This window comes from Chloroflexota bacterium (assembly GCA_034717495.1).
Taxonomy (GTDB): Bacteria; Chloroflexota; Anaerolineae; order JAAEKA01; family JAAEKA01; genus JAYELL01.
Genome location: JAYELL010000060.1, coordinates 37470 through 55888, shown reverse-complemented (window position 1 = coordinate 55888; position 18419 = coordinate 37470). Strand labels below are relative to the sequence as shown.

Here is an 18419-nt window from a genome sequence, read left to right as displayed (position 1 = left end):
GTTGTGTCCGTGGTATGGTGTCACCGTGTCTGCCCATTTCGGACACGCCCCCTGTTTTTCGATCTCGTCCGTCGTCGATGGAGAAATCATCGAGCGTGCGCTGCATGAACGCCCTGGCGAGAGCAACCATCACAATCCCAGGCACCTGCACCAGGAGCATCACCGATGACGAGAATCACCCTCCCCTCAGCCCAGAACGGGGAAGTCCTGCCAGAGCACTACTATCGCAATTTCGGCGCCGGACTCATTCACGGTGTCTTCTTTCAGGCTTCGGCCGCCTTTTCCAATATCCACACGGTATTGCCCAGCCTGGTAGCCATGCTGACGCCGGCCGCCAGCGCTGTGGGATTGATGGCCTCGCTGCAAGCCATAGGTGCGGTGATACCGCAACTCAGCACCGCCTACCTGATCGATGGCCGGCAGCGCAAGAAGCCATGGCTCATGGCCATCATCATTACCCGTTTTCTGGCCCTGGGCCTCCTGGCCTGGTTGATTTTCCAGTTTGGTGTGAGCAGGCCTGGCCTGGTATTGTTTGCCCTAATCGGCCTGTTCGGGCTATTCTCCCTGATCGGCGGCATGGGCACCGTCATCTACGCCGATATCTTCGCGCGGGCCATCCCGGCGCGGCGCCGGGGGCGATTCGCCGGGTCGAAACAGCTCTTCGGGTTCGGCCTGGCCATCCTGGCCGGGCTTGTGGTGAAATGGATACTCGACCAGCCCGAACGTTTCCCCTTTGCAACCAACTATGCGCTGATCATAGCGCTTAGCGCAGCCGTCCTGGCCGTGGCCCTGATCGGCTTTGCGTTGATCAAAGAGCCGCAAGGCAAAAACCAACGCCTGTTGACAAGCCCCAGGGATCTCTTGCGCACCTCGGGGCAGTTGTTCAAGGGCAGTAATAATCTGCGCATGCTCCTGCTCAACCGTTCGCTGCTGACCCTCAGCCTGGCACTGGCTCCCTTCTTCGTGGTCTATGCTCACAACGACCTTAACGTCGCAGCTTCCGTCATTGGCCTCTACCTGGCCCTGCAGATGGTGGGTGCAGCCTCATCCAACATTCTCTGGGCCTGGCTCTCCGATAGCTACGGCAACCGCCTGGTTATCGTTGGCGTTGGCCTGACCTTCGCCCTGGCCGCCGGCCTGGCCTGGTTGACCCCCAGCCATATGAGTTGGTTGTTCGGCGGCGTCTTTTTGCTGTTGGGCGCGACCTTGAGCGGTGTCCAGGTCGGGTACAGCAATATCATTCTGGAGATGGCCGACGAATCCACCCGGCCGGTTTGTGTAGCTTTGCAGAACACCGCTCTGGCGCCGCTGGCCTTCGCACCGTTGCTGGTAGGCTTTCTGGCGGCCTGGTGGTCTTACCCAACCTTGTTCGCCATCGCGGGTATCCTGGCGTTGGCAAGCCTGCTCGTCGCCATCATGTTTTTGCGTGAGCCCCGCTATGATCCGACGGCTCGCTGCTGCGTTGCCGCTTCCCCCGAGACAAGCGACGCCGAAAAGTGTGAGCCATAAATGCGACAGGATATTCCGGAATAGATATGGTTGGGTGGGAATGTTGTTGTACCATGGTTCCTCCACAAGTTCTCCATAATTTTGGATTATAGTGGATATATGACGAGTTTGACAAACCAAACCATTCACATAAGGAGAAATAAACATGCGCATCTTTCGAACTCTTTCACTTAGCGCACTGGCGGGTTTCACAGCACTGTCAATGATAGCCTGTGGTCTACCGGCCGCAGCCGATACGATGGATACTTTTGCCGCCCCCGTTTTGGTGACAGCAGTCACAACCACCTCCAATACCCCGGCCGTCGTACAGCAAGCATCTGGAGAACTAAGCTCCGACGAAGCCGGCGGCCTGCAGTTCATGAGGGAAGAGGAGAAACTGGCCCGTGATGTCTATCTGACGCTCTATGAGCAGTGGGGACAACGCATCTTCCAGAACATCGCTCGATCCGAGCAGACCCACATGGACGCCGTTCTACGTCTCATCGACAGCAGTGGCATCGAAGATCCGGCCGCCGGCAATGATGTCGGTGTCTTCACCGATCCCGATCTGCAGGCCCTCTATGACGGGTTGGTGAACACCGGTAGCCAGTCGTTGGCTGACGCCCTGAAAGTGGGCGCCGCTATCGAGGAGATCGACATCCTCGATCTGGAGGAGTACCTGGCTCAGACCGACAATCCTGACATCCAGGAGGTCTATACCAATCTACTGAAGGGCTCAGGCAACCATTTGCGCGCCTTTGTCCGCACCCTGGAAAGACAGGCTGGCGAAATCTATCAGCCTCAGTACATGGATCAGGCGGGGTTTGACAAGATCATAGCCAGTTCCAATCAAATGGGCGGCCGCGGCAAGAGCGGTCAAGGACACGGCAAGAGTGGTCATGGGGACGAAGGCGCCGGCGGCCACGACGATCAGGATTGCGAGAACGAACAAGGTGGTCATGGCGACCACGACGACCAGGGTAGCCAGGACAGCCGCGGCAATGGCGGCCGCGGGCGTGGTCGCAGCTAGCCCCGGCGTCTTCGCTGGCATCAACAGACTAACGTGAATCAGGCGGTGGGAGAAGGCTTTTGAACCTTCTTCCGCCGCCTTTTTTCTGTGATGTGTGCGCCGAAGAATCTCCAGGTTCCTTGCAGTATGAATGATCCTGAAGATCACGGCATACTCAATACGACCAATCTGGGCGCTGGAGTCCAGCCTGTACGATGTCCCCATTCATTGGGTTAGCCAGGTTAGTCTTACGCAAACACAGCTGACAAGTCGCCTTACCCTAACCCGGACAAACCAGAGGAACGCCGATTACGCAGACCTTCGGCGCAAAGGTCGCTGATCTTTTTTTGATCGATCTGCGATTTTCTGCGTTCATCAGCGTCACACTTCGACTACGCCCCTCGACAGGCTCGGGACAGCGCTGCGGTTCATCCTTGTCAGGTTCATGGCGAATTTTCGCTGTGTTGCGTCATATTTGGAATTGCTGCTCGTTGCAGTACCAACTTGACCGCCGGAATGAGGTGTGTTATGCTGACGATTGTGTTATGTATATCACATTCTAAACATCACACACCCGTCTGATTTCAGAATGAAAGGCATCCAGGTACAAGTTCTGCAATCAAGAAGGAGGCAAGGCTGTGAAACCTGATAAGGACTGTTGGATCTGCAAGTTCAGAATACACCTGCTGGTTCTGCTGGTCATGGCACTGTTGCTGGCCAGCTGCACGCTGCCCCCAATCCTGCAAACACCTGATGGCCAACCGACCAGCGAGAGTACAGTGGGGTTAGCCAATCCGGCTGCCCTGTTCTGCGCTGAAAAAGGCTACACATACGAAATACGCACCGCCTCCGATGGCAGCCAGTATGGCGTGTGCATCTTTCCAGACGGAAGTGAATGTGACGGATGGGAGTTCTTTCGCGGCGAGTGCGGTCCGGAAAAGCAAGAAATCGCGACAGGAATCACCATCAACATCGTCGATAAAGCAGGGCTGGCCCAGACACAGGAAATCGCCCTTCTCAGGCGCGATCCCGACGTACCAGGTTCCTATGAGCCTCTGATTTCCTTCTCGGAGCCCGATGTTGTGGCTGAGCTTGTGGCGGCCCTTGATGCTGACGTGAGCCTGATGCCGGCGGCAAACTGTGCTTCGCTTTTCACATTACAGTTCCGCCTGGCTGATGGCGTCGTAGAGGAATTTGGTTATGCCTGCCAGATGCAGACGCCCTCGTATCTCCGCGGGAGCCAGGATTTCTGGCATGGAAAAGATGTTTTGGCACCGGATGGTTTCAACGCACTGCTCTGCTCATACCTTGTCCGTGATATCGAGGTCACACTCGATAATGACGGGTGGCCGTGTGTTATCGACTAAGCCTGCGACTTGCTCCATTTTTTACATTTCCGGTTTTTTCCGGTAGAATAGGGAGACATGTCGTTGCCATCAGATGTTTCCAAGGCTTTCGCCGGATCCATACTCTTTCAAAACCTGTCTGATTCCACACTGGAAGCTGTGTATCAGGCAGGCTGGCGCACCCAGGTTGGCCCCAAGGGTTTCTTCTATCATCAAGGTGATCCCGCGACCTCCACTTATCTGCTGCTGGAGGGACGGGCGAAGTTAACACAGTTGACGCCGGATGGCCATCAGGTGCTCGTGCGCTTTCTCGACCCTGGCAGGTGCTTTGGGATTGCCGCCCTGGCCGATAGGGCAGAGTACCCGGCAGCCCTGCAGGCGGTCGATGCCTGTTCGGCCCTGGGATGGGAGAAAAACACGCTGCGAGACTTGCTGCAGCGCTATCCACAAATCGCTTTGAATGCCTTGCAGGTGATGGTAGAGCAATGCCAGGGATGGCAGCGTCGTTACCACGAGGTGACCACCGAGTGCGTGGAACAGCGAGTGGCCCAGACCTTGTTACGGCTGGCGCGACAGGCTGGGCAACGTGTGGAGACCGGCGTGCTGATCAACCTGCCACTGTCTCGCGAAGATCTGGCAGAAATGACGGGCACGACGCAGTTTACAGCCAGCCGCGTTCTCAACCGCTGGGAGCACCAGGGATTGGTTGAGCTGGGCTGGAAGCGGATCGTCATTCTGCAAATGCACGGGCTGGTAGCGATTTCCGAGGGATTGACGACGCAGAAAAACAGTAACAGGGGCGATCGCTAGGCCAGACGGTCTGAGATAGGGGCGCACCGTTTTCCAAATTTGAGTTCAGGGGTTCATCTACAAGTGACAGTCACTCCTTTGAGGTGGCTGTCATTTTGTTTTCCGATTTCTTTGTTCTGGCACAAAGACAGCAGCCTGCACATGGTCTATGCTGGTAAACAGAGGTGTCTGGCATGATAGACTGTTCCCATCTGAGGGCTGACAGCAGGGTAGCCGACGTAATGGACCGTTGGCCGCAGACGCTGCTGGTTTTCCTCCATCGCCGCACGGCATGTGTGGGATGTCCGATGGCGCCATTCTGTACGCTTGACGAGGTGGCACATGCTTATCACCTGGACATCGATTCGTTACTCGACGAACTGGAGCAGGCAACGCTCCAGCCACCATTCAACCAAGGAGAAACCCAATGACGAGTGGAGTAGAAGATCTCGCGAGCATTCAATCCGCCAAAGTTGTCGACGCCCGCAGCAGCGCCTGTCCTGGTCCCCTGCTGGAAGCCAAAAAGGGCATCGGCGGCGTAAACGTCGGCGAAGTATTGGAAATCTGGTCCGGCTCACAGGACACCCGGAATAACCTGAGCCGCTGGTGTAAGAAGACCGGCAACGAATTTCTGGGCTTTGTCGATGAAGGCGCGTACGACCGGCTTTTTATTCTGCGCCAGAAGTAGTCGAACGGAAAACGTAATGCGTAAAACGTGATATTTCATGCTGCATTTCGGCGTTTTGCGCATTATCGAATTGAGGTACTACCCATGGCAACAAAAACGGAAAACGGAACACCCAAGATTCTGATCCTGGCCACCCTGTCGGGCGGCTATCGGGGAGCAGACTCTACCGGGCAGGCTCACCTGGAATATCCACCTAACACTTTCATCCTGCCGGTCATGAGTGCAGCCATGTTTCCAGAGAGCTTTTATATGCGGGCTTTCGAGCGCGGCTTCGACGGCATACTCGTGATGTACAGCGGCACCGACAGCCCTTACAAAGGCGCGCCGGAACGGACGGCGACCATGGTCAACAGCACTTATGAACTGATGAAAGAGCGCAATCTGGACCCGCGCCGCTTGCGTCTGACGGCTATCTGCACTGTGTGCGTCCGTCCTTTCCTCGAAGAGATCGAAAAGATGAACCAGTTGCTCGAGGAGCTTGGGCCGGTGCCCCGTTCACTGCCGGCCACAACAGCCCTACAGGCGTGAGCCAGGAAGACGAGGATTTAAAAGAAATGACCTCAAACAAGCTACACGTGGATTCCCTGGTTGTCGGAGGTGGCATCGCCGGCATGCAGGCCTCGCTGGACCTGGCCGATCAGGGCTATCAGGTCGCCCTGGTGGAGCGGGATCCCAGCATCGGGGGCAAGATGATCGGCTTGAGCAAGGTGTTTCCCACACTGGATTGCTGTAGCTGCATCACCACCCCCAAGATGGCGGCCGTGGCCCACCACGACAACATCCAACTGTTGACCTACAGCGAAGTGCAGTCGGTAACACGCAACGGGAAGGGATTTTCCGCCCAGGTCCTGCGGAAGCCCCGTTATGTGCGGGAAGAGGACTGCACCGGCTGCCGCTCCTGCGAACTGGTCTGCCCCCTCGATCTGCCGGACGAAGCCAATGAATACGGTCGTACGGCCCACCGGGTGGTCTATGTACCCTTCGCCACCGCCGTGCCGCAGACTGCCCTGCTTGACATCGACCATTGCATCTTCTGTGGCAAGTGTCTCAAAGCCTGTCCCACAGACGCCATCGATTTTTTCCAGCAGCCGCAAACCCTCCAGATCGAGGCAGAGACTATCATCCTGGCCACCGGCTATGAAGTGACCCCCTACGATGCCAAGAAGGAGTACGGGGCAGGCAATCTTCGTAACGTGATCGATGGATTGATGATGGAACGCCTGCTGGCCCCCACCGGCCCCTACGGGCGGGTGCTGCGGCCGTCGGATGGCAAATTGCCCGACTCCATCGCCTATGTGCAATGTGCGGGCTCCCGCGACCTGAGCTTGGGTGTGTCCTACTGCTCGCGGATATGCTGCATGTATGCCATCAAGCAGGCCATGTTGCTCTCGGGTGCGTTGCCCCTGGCCGACATCACCATCTATTACATGGACATCCGCGCCTTCGGCAAGGGCTACGAGCAGTTCTACCAGAACGCCAAAGCCATGGGGATCGAGTTCGTCAAGGGCAAGGTGGCTCGCATCACCGAGGATGAGGACCAGAATCCCATCGTGCGGGTAGAGTTGATAGACGAGTTCTCGCACGTGGCCGAGCGCAGGCATGATCTGGTGGTGCTCTCGGTAGGCATGTTGCCTGGCTATAACACGCAGCCCCTCTATCAGGTCCCTGTCGCGGAGGACGGTTTCATCCAGATTCCAGACTACAACATTTCGCCTGCAGTGACCGAACAGGCAGGCATCTTCGCCACCGGGTCGGCAACCGGACCGATGGACATCGTGGACAGTATTGTAACCGCGGGAGCCGCCGCCTCGGAAGCTGCTGCCTATATGCATACGCACAACGGGCGGCAGGCCGCACCCGTTGCGGCTCAGGAAGAGAGGAGCCCGGTCTATGCCTGAACAATCCAACCCGACCCAAGAAGAAAAGGTGCCCTTGCAGGACTCATCCCAGGAACAGAAAGAAGAAGTGCGCGTCGGCGTATACGTCTGCAACTGTGGCGGCAATATCGGCGACGTGGTGCGATGCGAGCAGGTTGCCAGGGCTTTGGGGGAACTCCCCAACGTTGTGACCTCCCACAGCGACATGTTCATGTGTTCCGATCCAGGGCAGAAGCTGATCACCGATGACATCAGAGAGAAGGGAGTCAACCGGATCGTGGTGGGAGCCTGTTCCATCTTCCTGCACGAGCAGACTTTCCGCCAAACGGTGGAGCGGGCGGGGCTAAACCCCTACCTGTATTATCACGTCGGCCTGAGAGAACAGGATAGTTGGGTGCATCACGATTGCCCGAATGAAGCTACTGAGAAAGCAGTGCGCATGATGTCGGCCGGGATTGCCAAAGCCCGCCTGATGAGACCGCTGGAACCGGTGCAGCTCCAAGCAGAAAAACACGCTCTGGTCATTGGGGGAGGGGTGGCCGGACTGCGGGCCGCGCTGGACATTTCCCGCTCGGGGCTGAAAGTCACCCTGGTGGAGAAGAGCCACTTCCTGGGCGGACGTATGGCCCAGTGGCAGCATGTCTTCCCGACCGGCGAAGATGCCCGCACCCTGCTGCACCGTTTGATCGAGCGCGTGCTGGCTGAACCCAATATCACCATCCATACCGGTGCGGAGGTAGTGGAAGCCAAAGGCTACGTGGGCAATTTCCAGGTCCACATCCGCCAGCAGCCGCGTGGTATTGATGGAAATTTCGATGCCGTGGCGCAGGCCATAGCCGCCTGCCCGGTGGAAGTAGCGGATGAATTCAACTATGGCCTCCAGACCCGTAAAGCCATCTACCGACCTTACAAGGGCTGCTACCCGGCCAGCCCGGTGATTGACTGGGAACACTGCACCCGCTGCGAGGAATGTCTGAAGTCCAGCCACAATGGTGATATCCGCCTGGATGACACCCCCTTCGAATTCGACATCAACGCGGGGGCCGTAGTGGTTGCCACCGGATTCCGTCCCTACGAGCCATTCCCTGGCGAAATGGGCTACGGCGAATTCCCCGAAGTGATCACCCTGCCCCAGTTGGAGCGCCTGCTGGCGCCCGATGGCCCCACCGGCGGCGAGCTGGAATGGAACGGTCATCCCGTGCGCAGCATCGCCATGATCCACTGCGTAGGCAGCCGCCAGATCGAAGGGGTGCACCAACCCCAGCCGGACGGACACGTCAACGATTACTGCTCACGTGTGTGCTGCACGGCCACGTTGAGCGCGGCCAATCAGATCCGGGAACGCTACCCGGACGTACACACATACGACATCTATGAGGACATTCGAACCTACGGCCGCGGGCAAGAGGACTACTACACCCAGGCCAGCCAGAACCAGGTCACCTTCCTGCGCTACTTCGCCGAGGAGATTCCCGAGGTATATCAGGCCGAGAATGGCTCGCAACACCCCTTGTTGGTCAAGGTTAAGGACCACCTGACCTGGGGCGAGGAAATCGAATTACCGGTGGACCTGGTCGTGCTGTCTGTCGGAATGATGCCCAACCCGATACAGGACCTGATTGAAACGTTCAACATCACCCCGGGCAACGACCGTTTCCTGCTGGAAGTCCATCCCAAGTTGCAGCCCGTTGAGACCGCTGTGAACGGTATCGTACTGGCCGGGACAGCCCAGGGACCGATGAACATTCAAGAAAGCTGCGCCGCCGCGGAAGCAGCCGCCTCCAAGGTGGCGATCCTGCTCAACAAAGGGAAGGTCGAACTGGAGCCCTACGTGGCCCACGTGGATGCTGACCGTTGCCAGGGCAGCGGCGACTGTGTGCGTATCTGCCCGCAGGATGGCGCTATACACCTGGAAACCTTCTCAAGAAATGGCGCCAGCGCCCAGCGGGCGGTAGTGACTCCCGCCAACTGCAACGGCTGCGGCGTGTGCGTCAGCGTCTGTCCCAATCAGGCCATCGATGTGCAAGGCTGGCGATTGGACGAATACCAAGCCATGGTGGACGCCATCACGGCGGAGATCCCTGTCCTGGAGGGTGTGGCATGACGACAAGAGACAGAACAGAAGCGAAAAAACGAAGCGAAATGCTGGCCGATCTGCGCAAGCAGCATCGCGAGCAGGTAAAGGAAGCCCAGGCCATGCTCAAGCAGCAGCAGGGTATTCGAAAATCGCTGCGGCGGGCGCTGCAAGCCGGGCCCCACTCCGTGCCCCAATTGGCCGATCAGGTCGGTCTCTCTGCCCCAGAGGTCTTATGGCACGTTGCCGCGATGAAGAAGTACGGCCAGATCGTTGAAACAGGCCTGGACGAGGACTACGAGTACTACCTTTATGGCCTGGCCAAGGAGGAGAAGCGATGAAAAATCGCGCAGATCCAAACCTGCTGTTGGAACTCAAGAAATACGGCGAGGTCAACATCGAATCCTGTTTCAACTGCGGCAACTGCACCGCCATTTGCCCGCTGGCCACCGATGCGACGCCATTCCCGCGCAACAATCTGCGCATGGTGCAGTTGGGGTTGCGTGATCGCCTGCTGCAGAGCACCGACCCCTGGCTATGTTACTACTGTGGCGAATGCTCCGAGACCTGCCCCAGGCAGGCCGAGCCGGGCGAAGCGCAGATGACCATGCGGCGCTGGCTGACGGCCCAATACGACTGGACCGGACTTGCCCGCAGATTCTATACTTCAAAGTACTGGGAGATCGGTTCCGTATTGTTCGTGGGTCTCCTGGTCGTGGTGGCGTTCGCTCTCTTTCACGGCCCCGTCGTCACCGATCGCGTTGAACTGAACACCTTCGCTCCCGCTCACGTTGTCCATGTTCTCGACTGGATCATGTTTCTTGGGCTTGCTTTTTTCCTGCTGTCCAACGTCTTTCGCATGTACATCTTCACCCTGCGCCGGGGCACGGACCTCAAGATACCTTTCTCGCTGTACATCACTGAAGCCTGGCAACTGATCTACCAACTAGTGACCCAGAGCCGGTGGTCCAAATGCGATGAGGACCCGGAAAAGGACTTCCTGAAGAAACCTCTCTGGCGCAATCACTGGATTCTGGTGGTCGGCTACGGCATCATGCTTGTATTGATCGTGGGCTTCCTGAAATGGTTCCAAACCGATGAAATCTATCCCATCTGGCATCCCCAGCGGTGGATCGGCTACCTGGCGACCATCGCTTTGCTGTGGGGAACAGCAGTGATGTTTTGGGGACGGATCAAGAAGGATTCCGAGATGCACCGCTTCTCGCACCCAAGTGACTGGATGTTCCTGATCCTGCTGTTTCTGACCACAGTGTCCGGCATCCTGGTGCATATCTTCCGCTATATGGGACTGCCTTTAGGGACTTACTACATTTATGTCATCCATCTGGCAATTCTGGTGCCGATGCTGGTGCTGGAAGTGCCCTTCGGTAAATGGTCGCACCTGGCCTACCGGCCATGCGCTATCTATTTCCAGGCGGTGAAGGAGAAGGCGTTGGTCCGGCAGGCGGCAGAGACCGAGATGGCATCTGTTGCGGCTTGACTCTGCCGGCGAAAGCCAGGTCAAGTCAGGTAGCCACACGATAACTGCGCATCATTGCGCCAGGAGGCTTCAGATGAAACCTGTAATCACGAGGCTGATGAAGAAGCTGGGAATACTTGTTGTGATCGGCGGGCTGCTTGTGTTGAGCGGCGAGGCCTGCGCTGTAGCGTTGGCCAACGACCCTCCCCCCGATCTGGAGACAATTCGGCTGGCGGCAGCCGACTATTTTCCCGATGAATATCACCAATACCACATGGACGTCGACCAATTGTACGACCTGCTGCACGATGGCGACCCTGAAAACGATCCACTGGTAGTGAGTGTACAGACCCGTGCTGAGTATGAACGGGGGCACATCCCTGGAGCAATCAATCTACCCTGGGATGAAATCACCGACGTGGCCCAACTGCGGGCCCAGATTCCCGAAGATCAGTTGGTGGTTCTCTATTGCAACCACTGCGTCCATTCCGCTCAGATTTCCGCCATTCTGAATTTACTGGGCTATGACACCCTGGATCTGGCGTATGGCTTTGAGAGCTGGACCAAAAATCAGGTCGCCATTCCTGACCACTTTGACCCAGCATGTGTCTGCGAACACGCCATGGACACCCAGACACACACTGCCGATCCCACAGGCCGTTATCCACAGCTGAACGTGGCCGGAAGCACGCCGGAAGAGATTATCACGGCAGCAGCCGATGTTTACCTGGCCTCAGAGCATTATACCAACGCCGGCATCTGTCCCTGTGATTTGGAAGACCTATTGATGGACGGCGACGCAGCAAACGATCCCTTTGTGCTCAGTCTGCAGTGGCCGGATGACTATGCCAAAGGGCATATTCCTGGGGCGGTAAACAGCCCTCGTTGGCAGGTTTTTGAGCCGGAAAACCTCTCGCGCCTGCCGACCGACCAGCCCATTGTCATCTGCTGCTATCTGGGATTCACCAGTCCGCAGGTGGCGACAATTCTCAACATGATGGGCTACGACGCCCAGGTGAGTCTGCACGGGATGTCTACCTGGACACTTGATCCACAGATTGTCCCTTTTCGGATCGATGACTCACGAAATTGGCGTGATTACCCCATCGAGGGAACGGCAGCGGGTGTGCTTGCAGAAACTATGGAGCAACCGAAGGCTCTCCCCGGCGCGCCAGTGGAGACGGCACCCTGGCCGGAAGAATACGCCGTGCCAGCCGCCGCCTGGCTCTCGCAGTTGACAGACCAATGCGATGGACTCGACGTCAACTGGTTTCTTTCGGAATTGGTGAAGTTTCTTCAATCAGTCCAGCAAGTCATGGCGAATAGCCCGGAATAGCTGTGAAACAGACAGTTTCGCACTCTCGCCCGAGGCAAAGAACATTATGGAGCACGCTCATTCCCCAACCGAAGTTTGACATCAAGACCAGATTCCCTAACCTGAGCTAAAGGAGAAAATCACATGTCTGAACAAAACGGTAGCCAGAAAATGGTCATTGTCTGCAATGGCGACACACCCGCAAACATCCTGCCAACGCTGATCTTTGCCTCCTCCGGCCTCGCCATCGATGATGAGGTCCACGTTTTCTTCTGTCCGGCAGGAGCCAGATGGGCCCTCAGAGGCGAGTTGGAAAAGATCGGCCAGCCAAAGGGCCTGCCCGATCCGGTCGGACTGTTCGACACCATCATGGATCTGGGCGGCAAGGTCGTGCTCTGCGAGCTGGCCCTGGAGAACAAGGGGATCAACCCCAAGGACCTGCGAGATGAGCGGATCCTCATCGAAAAGGCGCCGCCCTTCCTGATGGACGCGGAAGGAGCGACGATGACCTTTACCTTCTAAGCAACAAGGAAGGGTTCATTGCGGTCAGCAGAGGCGACGCCTCCCAACCAGCTTCGGTGGATCCAGGTATTAAGGTAGAACGGGTGCTCATGCCCGTGACTGGCTGGCGTGAAAGCCGCCTCTGCTGACAACCGTGGATCCGTTGAGGCTCTGTCGTCAGGCGAAGCAGTCGGCGCAGAAGAGCCGATTGAGTTTGCTACGACGCGTATGGGAAAGGCGTCGTTTCAGTCGCAGCCTATGGGATCAGACGCTGGCAGTCATCAGGAAGCTGGACTAGTGCTTTGAAAAGCTGGTTATTGCAATTGTCGCTGCGAGGAGGTTTTCTACCATGTGCCAGGCAACCGTGTACTTGAACGAAGAAGAGATCATGCAGGACGTGCTGAAGGTGCAGCTTGTACCGGAAGGAGTGCGGCTGAGTAGGCTGTTCGAGGCACCCCAGGTGGTGCAAGCTACCATCCGCGAGATAGACCTGATCAAGCACCGGGTGATGCTTGAGTCCTTGACTGAACCCGAGAAAACGCCATGAATGACCAGGAAAAACTGCGAGTGTTGATTCCCCATTGGATCGAGCACAACGACGAACATGCTGCCGAGTTCCGCCGCTGGGCAGACAAGGCCGGCGTTGCCGCGCCGGACATCCTGGCTGCTGCGGAAGCAGTGGTCCTCGCCAACGAAGCGTTGGCGAGCGCTCTGGACAAGCTGGGCGGTCCGGCAGAGCAACAGCATCACCACGCCCACTGACACAGCGAGTGCGGTCTTGAACATTGTCTGGACGCTTCACCGAATCCAGGGAGGATCAAGTATATCGTGAGGAACCATCCCATCGTGCAGGATGGAATAAGGAGAGAAAACGGTGATGGAACACAAGAAAGCGCTCACTGGCAGGAGAATTGGCGTGTTTGGAAAGGGCGGGAGTGGCAAGAGCACAGCCCTGGTTCTGCTGGCCATGGCGCTCAGAGACAGCGGTTACGAAGTCTGTGTGGTGGACGCCGATTCGACCAATGTGGGGCTGCACCAGGCCTTGGGCATGGAAACGGCTCCAACCCAGCTCCTGGACTATTTCGGGGGCGTGGTGTTCAGCGGAGGATCTGTCACCTGCCCTGTGGATGATCCAACGCCTTTGCCGGGGGCAGATATCTCCCTGGATCAACTTCCCGACAGACACTACAGTCAAAACGACGGAGGGATATTGCTCCTGACGGCTGGAAAGATCGGCGATCAAGGTCCAGGCGCTGGATGCGACGGTCCTGTTTCCAAGATCGCCAGGGACCTGAGGATACATCAGAACGGTGAAACCCCTGTCACGCTGGTAGACTTCAAGGCGGGATTTGAGGACTCGGCGCGGGGCGCTGTAACCGGTTTGGATTGGGCATTGGTCGTCGTCGATCCGACCACAGCGGCGATTCAGATGGCAGCCAACATGAGAGACATGGTAAACCAGATCAAGGCGGGCGGATTGCCAGCTACGAAGCATTTGGAAACCCCTGACCTGGTCGAGTGGGCCAATCGCATCTTCAGAGAAGCGACGATCAAAGGCGTTTTGGTGATACTAAACCGGGTCAGAGATGAGGAAATGGAAGGGTATATGAGGGAAAAACTGGCGGAGCAAGGAATTGAGGCGATTGGGGTCATTCACGAAGACCCCGCGATTGCCATGTCCTGGCTAAAAGGAATGCCGATGGAAGCCGCGAACGCCAAGTCAGACGTAGAGAGGATCGTCGAAAAGCTGGAAAGGGCTGAAGAAAAGAGTCTCGGGTAGTTTTCCTGACAAGTGTCTACTTGTGGAGCATCCAACTGGCTCTCACCGGGTAGAACGCTTGACGAAAGGCGGAAATAGGATCTCGTGCGAGAGCGAGAGGTATGACATGAAAATCAGCAGAGTCTCCGAGATGAGAGCCCTGGACAGGGCGGCTATCGGAGAATTCGGCATCTCGGCCGAACTCCTGATGGAAAACGCGGGTCATGCTGTGTACTTCGCGATACTGAAGGAGCTCGGCATCAAGGACAAGGAGTTTCTCGTCCTCTGTGGTATCGGCAACAACGGGGGCGACGGTTTCGTTGTTGCGCGAAAGATCCACTCCAATGGTGGGACGGTTAAGGTTTTTATTTTGGGTGATCCAAGCCGAATCAAAGGTGCGGCGAAAATCAATCTGGACATTGTGTCCCACCTGCCCATAGAAGTTCGACGGATCAAATCTATCGAACTGGTTAGAGGAGAGATTGCTCGTTGTGACGCCATCGTGGACGGAATATTCGGCACTGGTCTGTCACGGGATGTTAGCGGCGTACATCGCGAAATCATTGAATTGATTAATCAGAGCGGAAAGACGGTGTTTAGCATTGATATCCCCTCCGGTGTACACGGCGATACGGGCAAAATCATGGGCGTCGCGGTGAAGGCCGATTGCACCGTGACCTTCGGCCTCCCGAAGCTAGGCAATATGCTCTTCCCAGGATATGACCTGTGCGGGAAGCTATATGTGTCACACATCTCCTTTCCTCCATCCATCTACAACGCAGATGCGCTGAAAATCGAGATAAGCCAGCCGGTGAAACTACCTCCCAGAGGTCCAAATGGTCACAAAAGCGATCTCGGTGAAGCGCTTTTCATTGCTGGGGCTTCCAGCTACTTCGGGGCGCCCTATTTTGAGGCCCTCTCGTTTCTGAAAGCCGGCGGCGGATATTCCCACCTCGCTACACCCAAATCCATGACACCGTTTGTCGCCAACAAGGGGAGTGAGATCGTCTTGGTTCCTCAGACAGAAACAGAGGCGGGAAGTATCTCTCTCGAGAACAAGCAGGCATTACTGGCACTGTCAGAGAACATGGATATGGTGGTGCTCGGCCCCGGTCTGTCCCTGGAGAAGGAAACTCAGCAACTGGTCAGGGAGTTGGCAAAGGAGATCAATAAACCATTGCTCATAGCCAGTGACGGCATTACAGCGCTATGTGGCGATCTGCAAATCATCAGAGAGCGAAAAGCAGAAACCATTCTTACTCCACACCTGGGCGAGATGGCTAGAATCACGGGGATGAGTGTCGGCGACATCGACACCTACAAAGTCGATGTCCTGCAGCGCACTGCGATAGAATTGAATGCCATAGTCGTCCTGACAGGCGGCCATTCGCTCATTGGATATTCTGATGGGAGGGTATTCATCAACATGAGCGGGAACTCCGGTATGGCTACAGCAGGATCGGGTGATGTGCTGACGGGGACGATTGCTGCCATGTTCGGCCTGGGACTCTCCCTTCGAGATGCAGTGAGCCAGGGGGTGTTCATTCATGGGCTCTCAGGGGATCTGGCCGCTGACGACAAGCGTGAAGATGGCATAACGACCCAAGACATCCTGGACTACCTGCCACGTGCCGTGAGGATGGTCCGGGAGGGTCTCAGTGAAACCTTTCGGGAACGCTACGCAGGCTCACTTGTGATTTAGGAGAGAATGATGAGGGCATGGATTCTCGAAGAACAGGCACAGATTGAGGATAGGCCGCTGAAGTTCATGGAGGTGCCCACTCCTCATGCGCAGAACGATGAAGTGCGTATCAAGGTGCTCGTTTGCGGGGTCTGCAGGACAGATATCCACATCGCTGAGGGAGACCTTCCCTTGAAGGAATCCCCCGTCATTTTGGGGCACGAGATCGTGGGTGTGGTTGATGAGGTGGGGAAGAACGTCCGGCGCTTCAGTGTTGGTGATAGGGCCGGCGTCTACTGGCTCCACAGCACCTGCGGAAGATGCAAGTACTGCTTATCTCGAAGAGAGAACTACTGTCCCGATTTCAAAGCCACGGGCTGGCACGAGAATGGTGGATACGCAGAATACGTGACGATTGCAGAAACGTTTGCCTTGCCGCTCAATGAGGTCCGGCTGGAACCTTCCGAGATTGCACCGCTCATATGTCCTGGCATCGCCGGATACGCAGCATTCAAACTCACAGAGGTCCAGGAAGGTGACAAATTGGGGCTCTACGGCTACGGCCCCACGGCCTCCATTGCCCTCAAAGTGGCTCATTCTCTGCGCATAAAGACATACGTGAGCACACGATCTCAAAAGAACCTCGAACGAGCCAGAAGAGAAGGGGCAGAGTGGGCCGCGAATGCCTCAAGAGAAGAAATGCCCTGTGTGCTAGACGCAGCTATACTCTTTCCCCCTGCGGGAAACTTGGTTGAGCCGGCCCTTTCTCTGTTGAAAAAAGGCGGGACCTTAGTTTTGGCTCCCGTGAGCGCGTCTCCAATTGTCATAAAAAACTACAGTGAAAACCTATGGGGTCGCTCAATAAAGACCTTGTATCACTTAACAAAATCAGATGCAGAAGAGTTCTTCAGCATTGTCGACGGGCTGGAACTAAATGTGGAGACGAGTCTGTTCCCCTTTGAAGATTTACAGGATGCTCTCATTCTGGCCAAACAGGGAGAACTGGACCAGCCCAACGCCGTGATCAAGATTGCCGATTGATCTCATCGCAGCAAGCTAGTAATAGGGATAGGCACCGTGGCCACGCTCATCGTCGCGTCGCTAGAGCGCCGTCCTCAATGGTGGGATAGCACAGCCGGACAGAGTGAGTGCAGAAAGAAAAGACCGAGATGAAACGCTTCCAAGAGTCCATCCATAGCCTGATCACCGGCGAAGATGACAGCATCATCGCCGCTTTGCGGGAGACGTTTCGCCATGTCGCCCGGTAGGCCAAGGTGGTGATGATCGTGACCTTCTCTAACGCCTGTCCAGTGCCGAGTAAGACGGAAGAGTCCGTTACTTTCCGGGCCATCGGTTACGTCGAGAACGATTTCGAGGAGAAAGCTGCGCCGCAGGAGATGCGGTTTGCCGAATCTCGCATCGTCCTCGATCCGGCCCTGACCGAAGGCTTGAGGGGCCTGGAGCCGGGCCAGCAGGTCATGGTGGTATTCTACTTTCATCGTTCACAAGGCTTTGACTTGCTTCAGCATCCTCGCGGTGACAGGTCTTGCCCCCGGCGAGGAGTTTTCGCCCTACGCAGCCCGCGGCGACCCAACCCCGTCGGCGTTACCGTGGTGGATCTGATAGCGGTGGAGGGGAACGTGTTACGAGTGCGGGGGCTGGATGCAATCAACAGCACGCCGGTGCTTGATCTGAAGCCGGCGTGAATGGAAGTGACGGATGAACTGCTGCGGAATCGATAGAGCAGGCCCGCGTAGCAGAGATGAACCCCAACACAGTGGTTCGCTCTCCCGGCAGATAACCGTGCTGCCTTCATGGTCGAATCCCCAGTGGTTAACCTGCGAGATTAGAAAGGAGAAAGTAGATCATGACTGAGTTCAAACGCATTTTAGTCCCATTGGACGGCTCGCCTGTGTCAGAAAGAGCCCTGCCGGCTGCCCTTACACTGGCGAAGAAGTTCGAGAGTCAGATTTTCCTGCTGCGAGTGCTGGATATCCCCAGCCCCACACCACCAATATCACATCCGGAAGAGACGATGGGTTGGATAGGTTGGGTGCAGGAAGCGCGTCAACAGGCTCACCAGGAAGCTCAGAGCTATCTGGAAGCCCTGCAAGGTGAACTGGACCGGCAAGGGTTCAAGACACGGATCCTGCTGCGTGATAGAGCGCCTGCCGAAGATATCCTCGATGTCGTCAGCGCGGAGGCTATCGATCTAATCGTCATATCTAGCCACGGCAGGGGCGGCTTGGCTCGCTGGATGTTCGGCAGTGTAGCCGAGAAGGTAGTGCGTCACAGTCCTTGCCCGGTATTGGTGATACGACAGCAACCGGAGACCATAGAAGAGCCGTAAATGTCATTGATGACAATGCGGAACATCCAGGAAGGAAACCACCAAAGGTTGAGAAGGCCAAT

The 18419-nt window shown here is 56.6% G+C and carries 20 protein-coding genes; all 20 read left to right on the top strand.

Annotated elements, in window-relative coordinates:
• Positions 1 to 165: 165 nt before the first annotated feature.
• The 20 genes from U9R25_12155 to U9R25_12060 all read left to right on the top strand — a co-directional run bounded on the left by U9R25_12155 (position 166) and on the right by U9R25_12060 (position 18357).
• Entirely contained in the window at positions 166 to 1509 is a 1344-nt protein-coding gene (locus tag U9R25_12155; protein MEA3336658.1) for an MFS transporter, read from the top strand.
• Between the two features lie 145 nt (positions 1510 to 1654).
• Positions 1655 to 2518 (top strand): DUF2202 domain-containing protein, encoded by an 864-nt coding sequence (locus U9R25_12150; GenBank protein ID MEA3336657.1) that lies wholly within the window; start codon positions 1655 to 1657, stop codon positions 2516 to 2518.
• A gap of 617 nt (positions 2519 to 3135) precedes the next feature.
• The gene (locus U9R25_12145) at positions 3136 to 3864 is read left to right on the top strand and encodes a DUF333 domain-containing protein (GenBank protein ID MEA3336656.1); all 729 of its coding nucleotides are present in this window, start codon (positions 3136 to 3138) and stop codon (positions 3862 to 3864) included.
• A gap of 57 nt (positions 3865 to 3921) precedes the next feature.
• A complete protein-coding gene (locus U9R25_12140) occupies positions 3922 to 4653 on the top strand; it encodes a Crp/Fnr family transcriptional regulator (GenBank protein MEA3336655.1) in 732 nt (243 codons plus the stop codon).
• 173 nt (positions 4654 to 4826) lie between these two features.
• Positions 4827 to 5063: a hypothetical protein gene (locus tag U9R25_12135; protein ID MEA3336654.1), complete on the top strand. Its 237-nt coding sequence runs from the start codon at positions 4827 to 4829 to the stop codon at positions 5061 to 5063.
• Positions 5060 to 5320 (top strand): sulfurtransferase TusA family protein, encoded by a 261-nt coding sequence (locus U9R25_12130; GenBank protein MEA3336653.1) that lies wholly within the window; start codon positions 5060 to 5062, stop codon positions 5318 to 5320. The genes U9R25_12135 and U9R25_12130 overlap by 4 nt, the downstream gene beginning before the upstream one ends.
• Positions 5321 to 5404: 84 nt before the next feature.
• The gene (locus U9R25_12125; GenBank protein ID MEA3336652.1) at positions 5405 to 5848 is read left to right on the top strand and encodes a hydrogenase iron-sulfur subunit; all 444 of its coding nucleotides are present in this window, start codon (positions 5405 to 5407) and stop codon (positions 5846 to 5848) included.
• A gap of 26 nt (positions 5849 to 5874) precedes the next feature.
• Positions 5875 to 7218 carry a CoB--CoM heterodisulfide reductase iron-sulfur subunit A family protein gene (locus U9R25_12120; protein ID MEA3336651.1) on the top strand — a complete coding sequence of 448 codons (1344 nt, stop codon included), beginning with the start codon at positions 5875 to 5877 and terminating at the stop codon, positions 7216 to 7218.
• Complete coding sequence (locus U9R25_12115) at positions 7211 to 9301, top strand: CoB--CoM heterodisulfide reductase iron-sulfur subunit A family protein (GenBank protein MEA3336650.1); 2091 nt, start codon at positions 7211 to 7213, stop codon at positions 9299 to 9301. The genes U9R25_12120 and U9R25_12115 overlap by 8 nt, the downstream gene beginning before the upstream one ends.
• Entirely contained in the window at positions 9298 to 9612 is a 315-nt protein-coding gene (locus U9R25_12110) for a winged helix-turn-helix transcriptional regulator (GenBank protein ID MEA3336649.1), read from the top strand. The genes U9R25_12115 and U9R25_12110 overlap by 4 nt, the downstream gene beginning before the upstream one ends.
• Positions 9609 to 10772, top strand: coding sequence for a 4Fe-4S dicluster domain-containing protein (locus U9R25_12105; GenBank protein MEA3336648.1), 1164 nt, complete (start codon positions 9609 to 9611; stop codon positions 10770 to 10772). The genes U9R25_12110 and U9R25_12105 overlap by 4 nt, the downstream gene beginning before the upstream one ends.
• Before the next feature lie 73 nt (positions 10773 to 10845).
• Positions 10846 to 12087, top strand: a complete 1242-nt coding sequence (locus U9R25_12100; GenBank protein MEA3336647.1) for a rhodanese-like domain-containing protein — start codon at positions 10846 to 10848, stop codon at positions 12085 to 12087.
• 123 nt (positions 12088 to 12210) lie between these two features.
• On the top strand, positions 12211 to 12588 hold the full coding sequence (locus U9R25_12095; GenBank protein MEA3336646.1) for a DsrE family protein: 378 nt from the start codon (positions 12211 to 12213) through the stop codon (positions 12586 to 12588).
• A gap of 328 nt (positions 12589 to 12916) precedes the next feature.
• Entirely contained in the window at positions 12917 to 13114 is a 198-nt protein-coding gene (locus U9R25_12090) for a CooT family nickel-binding protein (GenBank protein ID MEA3336645.1), read from the top strand.
• Positions 13111 to 13329, top strand: a complete 219-nt coding sequence (locus U9R25_12085; protein MEA3336644.1) for a hypothetical protein — start codon at positions 13111 to 13113, stop codon at positions 13327 to 13329. Before U9R25_12090 ends, U9R25_12085 begins: the two co-directional genes overlap by 4 nt.
• Before the next feature lie 115 nt (positions 13330 to 13444).
• A complete protein-coding gene (locus U9R25_12080; GenBank protein MEA3336643.1) occupies positions 13445 to 14347 on the top strand; it encodes a P-loop NTPase in 903 nt (300 codons plus the stop codon).
• A gap of 106 nt (positions 14348 to 14453) precedes the next feature.
• Positions 14454 to 16028, top strand: coding sequence for an NAD(P)H-hydrate dehydratase (locus U9R25_12075; protein MEA3336642.1), 1575 nt, complete (start codon positions 14454 to 14456; stop codon positions 16026 to 16028).
• A gap of 6 nt (positions 16029 to 16034) precedes the next feature.
• Positions 16035 to 17048, top strand: coding sequence for an alcohol dehydrogenase catalytic domain-containing protein (locus tag U9R25_12070; GenBank protein ID MEA3336641.1), 1014 nt, complete (start codon positions 16035 to 16037; stop codon positions 17046 to 17048).
• Positions 17049 to 17293: 245 nt separating this feature from the next.
• Positions 17294 to 17713, top strand: a complete 420-nt coding sequence (tsaA, locus tag U9R25_12065; protein MEA3336640.1) for a tRNA (N6-threonylcarbamoyladenosine(37)-N6)-methyltransferase TrmO — start codon at positions 17294 to 17296, stop codon at positions 17711 to 17713.
• Positions 17714 to 17874: 161 nt separating this feature from the next.
• Positions 17875 to 18357, top strand: coding sequence for a universal stress protein (locus tag U9R25_12060; protein MEA3336639.1), 483 nt, complete (start codon positions 17875 to 17877; stop codon positions 18355 to 18357).
• Positions 18358 to 18419 lie beyond the last annotated feature (62 nt).

Excerpts from the sequence above, each read along its gene's own strand:
- U9R25_12155 (MEA3336658.1), top strand. The coding sequence starts at position 166 with ATGACGAGAATCACCCTCCCCTCAGCCCAGAACGGGGAAGTCCTGCCA.
- U9R25_12100 (MEA3336647.1), top strand. The coding sequence starts at position 10,846 with ATGAAACCTGTAATCACGAGGCTGATGAAGAAGCTGGGAATACTTGTT.
- U9R25_12150 (MEA3336657.1), top strand. The coding sequence starts at position 1,655 with ATGCGCATCTTTCGAACTCTTTCACTTAGCGCACTGGCGGGTTTCACA.
- U9R25_12125 (MEA3336652.1), top strand. The coding sequence starts at position 5,405 with ATGGCAACAAAAACGGAAAACGGAACACCCAAGATTCTGATCCTGGCC.
- U9R25_12140 (MEA3336655.1), top strand. The coding sequence starts at position 3,922 with ATGTCGTTGCCATCAGATGTTTCCAAGGCTTTCGCCGGATCCATACTC.
- U9R25_12075 (MEA3336642.1), top strand. The coding sequence starts at position 14,454 with ATGAAAATCAGCAGAGTCTCCGAGATGAGAGCCCTGGACAGGGCGGCT.
- U9R25_12085 (MEA3336644.1), top strand. The coding sequence starts at position 13,111 with ATGAATGACCAGGAAAAACTGCGAGTGTTGATTCCCCATTGGATCGAG.
- U9R25_12110 (MEA3336649.1), top strand. The coding sequence starts at position 9,298 with ATGACGACAAGAGACAGAACAGAAGCGAAAAAACGAAGCGAAATGCTG.
- U9R25_12105 (MEA3336648.1), top strand. The coding sequence starts at position 9,609 with ATGAAAAATCGCGCAGATCCAAACCTGCTGTTGGAACTCAAGAAATAC.
- U9R25_12095 (MEA3336646.1), top strand. The coding sequence starts at position 12,211 with ATGTCTGAACAAAACGGTAGCCAGAAAATGGTCATTGTCTGCAATGGC.
- U9R25_12130 (MEA3336653.1), top strand. The coding sequence starts at position 5,060 with ATGACGAGTGGAGTAGAAGATCTCGCGAGCATTCAATCCGCCAAAGTT.
- U9R25_12060 (MEA3336639.1), top strand. The coding sequence starts at position 17,875 with ATGACTGAGTTCAAACGCATTTTAGTCCCATTGGACGGCTCGCCTGTG.
- U9R25_12070 (MEA3336641.1), top strand. The coding sequence starts at position 16,035 with ATGATGAGGGCATGGATTCTCGAAGAACAGGCACAGATTGAGGATAGG.
- U9R25_12090 (MEA3336645.1), top strand. The coding sequence starts at position 12,917 with ATGTGCCAGGCAACCGTGTACTTGAACGAAGAAGAGATCATGCAGGAC.
- U9R25_12120 (MEA3336651.1), top strand. The coding sequence starts at position 5,875 with ATGACCTCAAACAAGCTACACGTGGATTCCCTGGTTGTCGGAGGTGGC.
- U9R25_12135 (MEA3336654.1), top strand. The coding sequence starts at position 4,827 with ATGATAGACTGTTCCCATCTGAGGGCTGACAGCAGGGTAGCCGACGTA.
- U9R25_12080 (MEA3336643.1), top strand. The coding sequence starts at position 13,445 with ATGGAACACAAGAAAGCGCTCACTGGCAGGAGAATTGGCGTGTTTGGA.
- U9R25_12115 (MEA3336650.1), top strand. The coding sequence starts at position 7,211 with ATGCCTGAACAATCCAACCCGACCCAAGAAGAAAAGGTGCCCTTGCAG.